At 39.2% G+C, this 7,392-nt stretch carries 2 protein-coding genes; both read right to left on the bottom strand.

The window, feature by feature from the left end; translation table 11 throughout:
* Window positions 1–335: 335 nt before the first annotated feature.
* Window positions 336–3,908 carry a CRTAC1 family protein gene (locus HPE56_RS04145; protein WP_188242477.1) on the bottom strand — a complete coding sequence of 1,191 codons (3,573 nt, stop codon included), beginning with the start codon at window positions 3,906–3,908 and terminating at the stop codon, window positions 336–338.
* Window positions 3,909–3,983: 75 nt separating this feature from the next.
* Entirely contained in the window at window positions 3,984–7,349 is a 3,366-nt protein-coding gene (locus HPE56_RS04140) for an FG-GAP-like repeat-containing protein (RefSeq protein ID WP_223170173.1), read from the bottom strand.
* Between the last annotated feature and the right edge of the window lie 43 nt (window positions 7,350–7,392).

Genomic DNA, 7,392 nt, shown 5'->3' with positions numbered 1-7,392 from the left:
ATTTGCATCAATTTGTGCCATTTTGAACTGAGTTTAGACTTCGGTTAACCGTTCAAAAAAGAGCTTATAAGTAATTGATAATTAACGCATTGTGGTTAGTAAATTAGTGCTGCCACCCCGACAAAGAAAAATCCGATCATGAAAATGATCGGATTTTTTGTTTATTGAACTTCGGTCTTTTGATACCTGATTTTGTGGTATGAAAAGAATCATCTCACGGATAGGGATATAATTTGAAGGATTATTTGACAAATTTATTTTTTATTTCTTCTTCACCTAGATATACTCATTGACATTCTTATTATTAAAGTCTTAGGAATCGGAATTTTATACTATTACAAATCACTCTTCGATAATAAAGACCGAAAAGCGGAATTCCCCACTTTCCTCGTATTGTATTTCTTTTGATATTCAAGATGTTGTTTAGTCGTGGGATAATGCTCATTTTCCCCATAGGGATACATGCTCATACCATGGAAGGGTAACGGAGTCACTGTTTGTCCCGTTGACGTATTCAGGTCACCATCTTTTACCCATCCGACACTGTAGATCAAAAAATCACGTTTCCATCCGTCTTTGAGTTTCGGGAATTTGGAGACGTCAAAGCTAATGGTGGTCTCATCGCCCGCATTTGCAATGATATACATATCATCTGCATCTTTAAGTAATTCAGTAACATCCCCATATCTCGTATAGGTGCCTGTTAGGTCGCGCCACTTTTGACCCTTGGTGATATCGTAATAATCTACCCAATGCGGACCATATCTGCCTCCTTTTCTATATTGTTTTGAAACCCCCCTGTAATGATAATCGGCCTGTTCGGGATTGTTTTTTGTGATTGTCACTTCCTCCGTATGCCCATCATAGGCCGAGAAAATGTAATCCCAGTAAATCTCCATATTAGTTCGGATCTTCACTTTTCGTTCCGCGGATAGGAATTTATCGGAGAGATCGATGATCACTGTTTTGTTCTTTCCACTAGGAAACCCAATATTGGGTATTACTTCCTCCCATTCACCTTCGGCGTTTATTACCGAAAGGGAAGGCTGTTGGATTGTTAGGTTTTCGGATTGTGATAGTGCAGTATTGATACTTGCATCCGTAGGGAATATCCAACCATTCATGAATAAGTTAAGGTTTTCTGTGTCCCGAATATCCCCTAAATCAAGAATCAACTCTTTCATTTCTGTAATACCTTGAAATTTTTCACGTTTGAAATTGGAAATGTATCGATGGTCCTTCTTACTTATGGGTTCCAGTAGATTAGTCCCATTTCCATCCATGGCCGTTAGTGGCAATTGAGGATTTTTTATATTGTAGACTTTCAATTCAGGGTAGGGAGGGCCGATGAATTTTTCATCAACATAAATTTCACTTCCTTTAGGATGATCGACGGCAATCAACTTGATTTCATCGCAATAGATGGTCTCCCATAGTTCTTCGGTGATTTGAATAGTGTATTTCCCGTCTTTTTCCTGAAGTAATTCTCCAGGGATTTTCAGGTATTCCTGGGAAGCATTAGCAAATGCCAAAGTCTCTTTGCCTCCCATAATACCTAAGGGCATGCCTAAGGCACTGCGCCACATCATGTCTTTCACAAATACAAATTCGGTTCCATTCCAAGTATATAAAAAAGGACAACTACCTTTGAGTTCCTGGGCTTCAATTAAATCTTCATCGCTACCAGGGCTGAAAATATTTTGAGGTACTCCATTGGTCCATAGGATTCGAACGACATCCGCTTTCGTTCTGTCACCCATTCCAAAATGGATATTTGGGGAGGTTACTACCTGCATTTGGTATAGGTCACCAGCCCTTACTTCGATTTTGGCACCCACACCAAAGTGATTGTTCTTAGCGCTTCCTGCCTTTAATCCCACCAACTTCATTTGCAGATAGTGATTGTTATTTCCACCATCATTTCTCAAAAGCCTTAATTTACCATTGAGGTCGACTAAATAGAAATCCAAATCCCCATCCGAATTATAATCCCCTAGGGCAACTTCTTTTCCCGCGACTACATTTTTTGATAATAGATTGCTCTTGTTCGTAAAATAGCCGCGACCATTGTTATGCATCAGGAATATACCTCTTTTGTCAGGTTCTTGGTTTTCGCCCACAACCAAGATATCCTGATGGCCATCATTGTCGAAATCCAAAAAGGTAACATCTTGGATTTTAGTCAAATTAAGTGCACTGAAAGCTTTGGAGGCGGCTTTATCTTCTTTGAATGTGCCATTGTTTTTATTTTTGAAAAGCTTTGATCCTGAGCCATCCAATGATGTAATGAAAATATCTAGATACCCATCATTGTTATAATCCCCAACGGCAGAAGCCCCTGAGCCCGACATGGGTGTTATACCGGCTTCGGCAGTAACATCACTGAATTTTCCCCGTCTTAAGTTGGAATAAAGAATGTTATTCCCATCTTCCCTTGTAACCAAGAAGTCGATATCCCCGTCATCATCGAAATCCCCAAAATCAGCATCCCTGCTCACGGAAATGTTTAGCCCAAATCCCATTTCGGGCGTAACATCCTTAAAAGTGCCGTTCCCATTATTTCTATATACCAAATCGCTTTTTCCTCCTAGGAACAAGTCTAAATCCCCATCGTGGTCCATATCTAAAAATAGGGAAGTAGTGGCGCTGATTTCAGTGTGGGATGCAATGGCAGATGGGGTAAGATCTTGGAATTTTCCTTTGCTCACATTCTTGAAAAGTTGTACCCCTTTTTCTTTTAGTATTAGAAGATCAAGATGTCCGTCATTATCAAAATCAGCAAATGAAGAATGCCGCACATTCCCGTTGATTACAATATTGGAAGTATTGATAATATTCTCATAGCTGCCAAATTCATCCTGGAATAAATAGTGGGATCCGTTTGAGGAATAAAAAACATCCGTGTCACCATCACTATCAATATCGCCAAGGGCCAGATTTGAATAATTCGAATTTACGGCAGTGGTTTCCAAATAGGCAGATGCTGTAGCATCAATGAATCGAATGGACTCTAGGATTGATCCATCGGTATTCATTACCGAGACTGTTGATTTACTGAAACTGATTACCGGATGGCCAACATTACCACCAGAGGAACCTCTTAATTCCTTGATTCCCGTTTGGTAACCAGTGGTGAGTTTTAAATAATTATGGAAAATCAAAAAAGAGGTAATGGCTTCTTTTGGTTTATTGCTATGTAACTGTTCTAGGGTTAAATCATAATACTCTTTAGCTTCAACAGGAAAATCCGGAAATATCTGCGCAATCTCTTCAAGTTGTTTTATGGCCCCATCCTGATCTCCTTTTTTCAACAAAAGCTCGGTCAAATACAGTTTCGATACGATGTTTGTGGGTGCGGCCTTAACAATTTTGTTCAAATACCGTTCCCATTCCTTCATCGAGTTTTTATCCGAAGAACCACTATAGGTTTGCACTAGACTGTACAAAGACTCTACATGGTCTGGGGAAATCTCTATGGATTCTTTGAGTTCTTCAATCGATTTTTCCTTATCTGAGGTCATTTCATAAACTTTCGATAAGTTCAAACGAATATCGGGGTCATCGGGGGCCAATTCCTTCGCTTTTAAAAGTATGCTTTCAGCATCTTTGTATTTTCCCATTCTCAAGTACACGATTCCAAGGTTCGTATATCCAATAGGTTCATCAGGGGCCAACTCAATCAAAATTTGAAACTGAACAGCAGCTTCTTCGAGTTTGTTTTCTTCGAGATAGGCTAATCCAAGTGCACGGGCACTAAGTTTTTTATTGTTCTTTATTTGATTGGCATCTTTCTCAATGACGACCTCATGTTCCTGCGGGGTATTCGGCTCTTTATTATTGGTGTTTTTGCAATTCAAATTTAATATGAGCAAAAGGGACCATATGGGGTAACGAAGATTTGATTTCATGGATTAAATTTTTAAAACGCTTTCCTAACCTCTGGAAATTAACTGATTAAAGCATGGGGTTAAAAAGACAATATGCTAATTTCCCTCGATTCTTATTATTTGAAGCCTATCGTCATTACACCCTAATAGGATATGCGGTTCATTTTTGATTCGTATTTCTTTCATAACCTTCACATTATAAGGAGCGAAAAAACCGCTAATATCTTTAGGTATAGCCTCGAAATTTCCTTTCCCATCACCAACCATCAACAGTCCTTTGCCAGCATCGTTCCTTGCTGTTTCAATTTCCGAGTTATAAAGATTGCCAGCAATGAGGATATCCAAATTCGCATCCCCATTATAATCCTTGATCAATATATCATTTATGGATGAGAATTGTGCTTTCATAGGAAGTTGATGTATTTTGAATTTTCCATTACCTAGGTTTTCAATGTACGCACTTGCAAATGTTTTAGCCTTGTAATTCAATGCCCTGTCCAAACTTCTTTTTCCATAAACCTCAAAAACATCGGCAGAGGCAAATTGTTCGAATGTTTTAAATTTTCCTTTCAGCGCCGGAACTTGGGATGTAGAGCTTACAAAACCCCTGAGGGGATATTTAGTGCCAAAATTATAGTAGGCGAGCACGATATCTTTTGACCCATTATTGTCAAAGTCATGATAGTAAACTTCAAAGGGTTCCTCTTGGGTAGCTTTATATTTATAATTCAAGCCGAGGTTACCCGCTACAAAATCTTGATCCCCATCATTGTCTATGTCCATCGATTCAATACTGAACCACCATCCTGTAGTATTTTCCAAACCAGAACCTTCCGTGACATTAATGAACTGGTTGTTATCATATTTCAGTAATGTTACCTCCATCCATTCACCTACAACGACAAGGTCCTTGTTCCCGTCCCCATCAAAATCTGTCCAGCTGGCATCATTGACCATCCCAATGTTGATGAGGTCATTTGCCATGGTTTTTGTGACATCCCTGAATTGCCCATTTTCATTTAATAGAATGCTACTCGAGGCGGGTTCGGGATAGGACCAGGGTATCTGTCTTGCGGCAACAAAAAGGTCTAAATCACCGTCATTATCCAGGTCGTGGGGATACACTTTCGAACCGCTCGAATACAGTTCTGGGAGGGCTTCGTTCGCACGATTGAAAACTCCGGCACCATTGTTTATATAAAGTCTGTCTTTATATTCCAAGGAATTTCTCATAAATTCATTACCACCGCTCACCACATATAAATCCAAATCACCATCGCCATCAGAATCAAAAAAAGCAGCACCCACATCTTCGCTTTTTTTGTCTTCCGCAATACTTGGGGAGGGTAGGGGTGCAAAACTTCCCATCTCATTTTGGACTAGAATTTTGCCTTCTTGCCCAGAAGCCCCTCCTATAAAAAAATCATCCAAACCATCACCATTTACATCACCTACGGCAAGACTAGGACCCATGGTTGACATTTTGTGGGGTAGAAGCTCCTGCTTTGCATAATCATCAAATCGATTTTCCTTGTGACTGATATCCAAACCTACTTTGTCGGTGGTATTTGTGAAAAAGGGCTGATGCCCTTCCGTAGAGGTCGGTGCTTCAATGGCTTTTGATTTACTGTATTTTACCTCAACGGTCTGTCCGGCCTTTACGTTTTTGAGGATATTCCTATTCCCATCGGGCCATATCACCGTAACATTATCAACCTTGGTTTTGTCATACAATCCAAAATGGGCAATCTGTTCACTGGTTGAGTACATTCCCCTTACACTTGTAATTTCGAACAATTGTTTTTGACCTTCGATTTCGACCCAAATTCTTGTGCCAAGCGCTACAACCCCTGGTTTATCCGCGATTGGTTTTATCCTTATAAAATTGGAATTTGTTCTTTTTTCAGCATTATTCCTATATAAAAGTGCGACATCGTTAAGATTATTGATAATCAAATCAAGATCGCCGTCATTGTCCAGGTCTGCATATGCAGATCCATTTGAAAAGGTCTTTTGATCCAATCCCCAATCCATGGTCTTCTTCTCAAATGTTAGGTCTTTATTGTTTTTATAGGCATAATTCGATAGCTTAATGGAGGGGTTAAGGTTCATTGCCTTTTCTATATCCACAATGTCCCAAACGGTGATATTTTCAACAGCAGCATTTTCTTGAAGATACTTATAAACACTGGATTCAATGTGTTTTGAAAAAGCACGGGCCGCATCGGTATTTCGAATATCGTAAAGTAATCCATTTGTAATAAAGACATCTTTCCAGCCATCATTGTCAAAATCCGCAATCAAATTAGACCAGCTCCAATCTGTGGCGGCCATATTGGTAAGCTGGGCAATATCACTGAATTGTGCATCGCCATTATTGTAATGAAAGACATTGAACATGTATTGATAATGTCCCCCATCATCCACAACTTTCCAGAAGGTCTTGGGGTTCATACCACTCATATGCGCCTTTAATCGAAAATTATCTTCAGCTACCATATCGAGAACCATAACATCCAAATTGCCATCATTGTCTATATCCCCAACGTCAACACCCATGCTGCTGAAGGATATATGGCTGGCTAGTTCATCAACTTTATCAGTAAAAGTTCCATCACCGTTATTGATATAAATATAATCCTTGACCCAAAAATCATTGGCAACATATAAATCCGTCCAGCCATCGTTGTTCAAATCACTGGCAGTAACGCTATTTGGAAATCCCGTTTTGTGTACTCCGGTTTTTTTTGAAATGTCCACGAATGTAGTTCCGCGATTCTCATAAAAAACAGGGCCATATCTTTCAAGTGATAGGTCAGTGCCTTTAAAATCGGAATAATCCCCTGGATTTGGGGGTTGGTTCAGTAGGAATAAATCGAGATCACCATCTTTATCATAATCTAGGAAAGTAGCGTGTCTTGTGCGTTCACTGTTATCAATCCCCCATTCTTTGGATTTTTCGGTAAATGTATTATCTCCATTATTGATATACAGTTTATTTCGACGGACTTCTGGTTGGTGGTCATACAATTCACGTGTCACATAAATATCCTGCAGACCATCATTATTGACATCACCAAATAAAACACCGGAAGACCAACCTCCATTGTCAATGATTCCAGCCTTATCAGTGATGTCATCAAAGGTCATTCCCCCTTTGTTCAGATATAGTTTATCAGGGACCTGGTTACCGGCAAAGAACAAATCCAATAGGCCATCATTGTTGATATCACCAACACCAACACCAGCACCTCCGTAAAAATTGGAGTACATAAGTATATTCTGATCGCGCGTGTCTTTAACTTCATTATTGAAATGAATATTGGTTTGTGCAGGATCTAACTTTGTAAATAACTTATCCTCATTCTGGGCATAGGTATTTTCAAAAGAAATCAATACAAAAACACAAATGCATAAACCAATTCCATATCTCATTTGATTCCAAAATATTATTTTATTCATGAATTCCCATAATTATTATCAGCCGGTTGCCATTCTACATTCT

This window comes from Maribacter aquimaris, assembly GCF_014596745.1.
Taxonomy (GTDB): domain Bacteria; phylum Bacteroidota; class Bacteroidia; order Flavobacteriales; family Flavobacteriaceae; genus Maribacter_A; species Maribacter_A aquimaris.
This window is presented reverse-complemented; position numbering and strand designations above follow the sequence as displayed.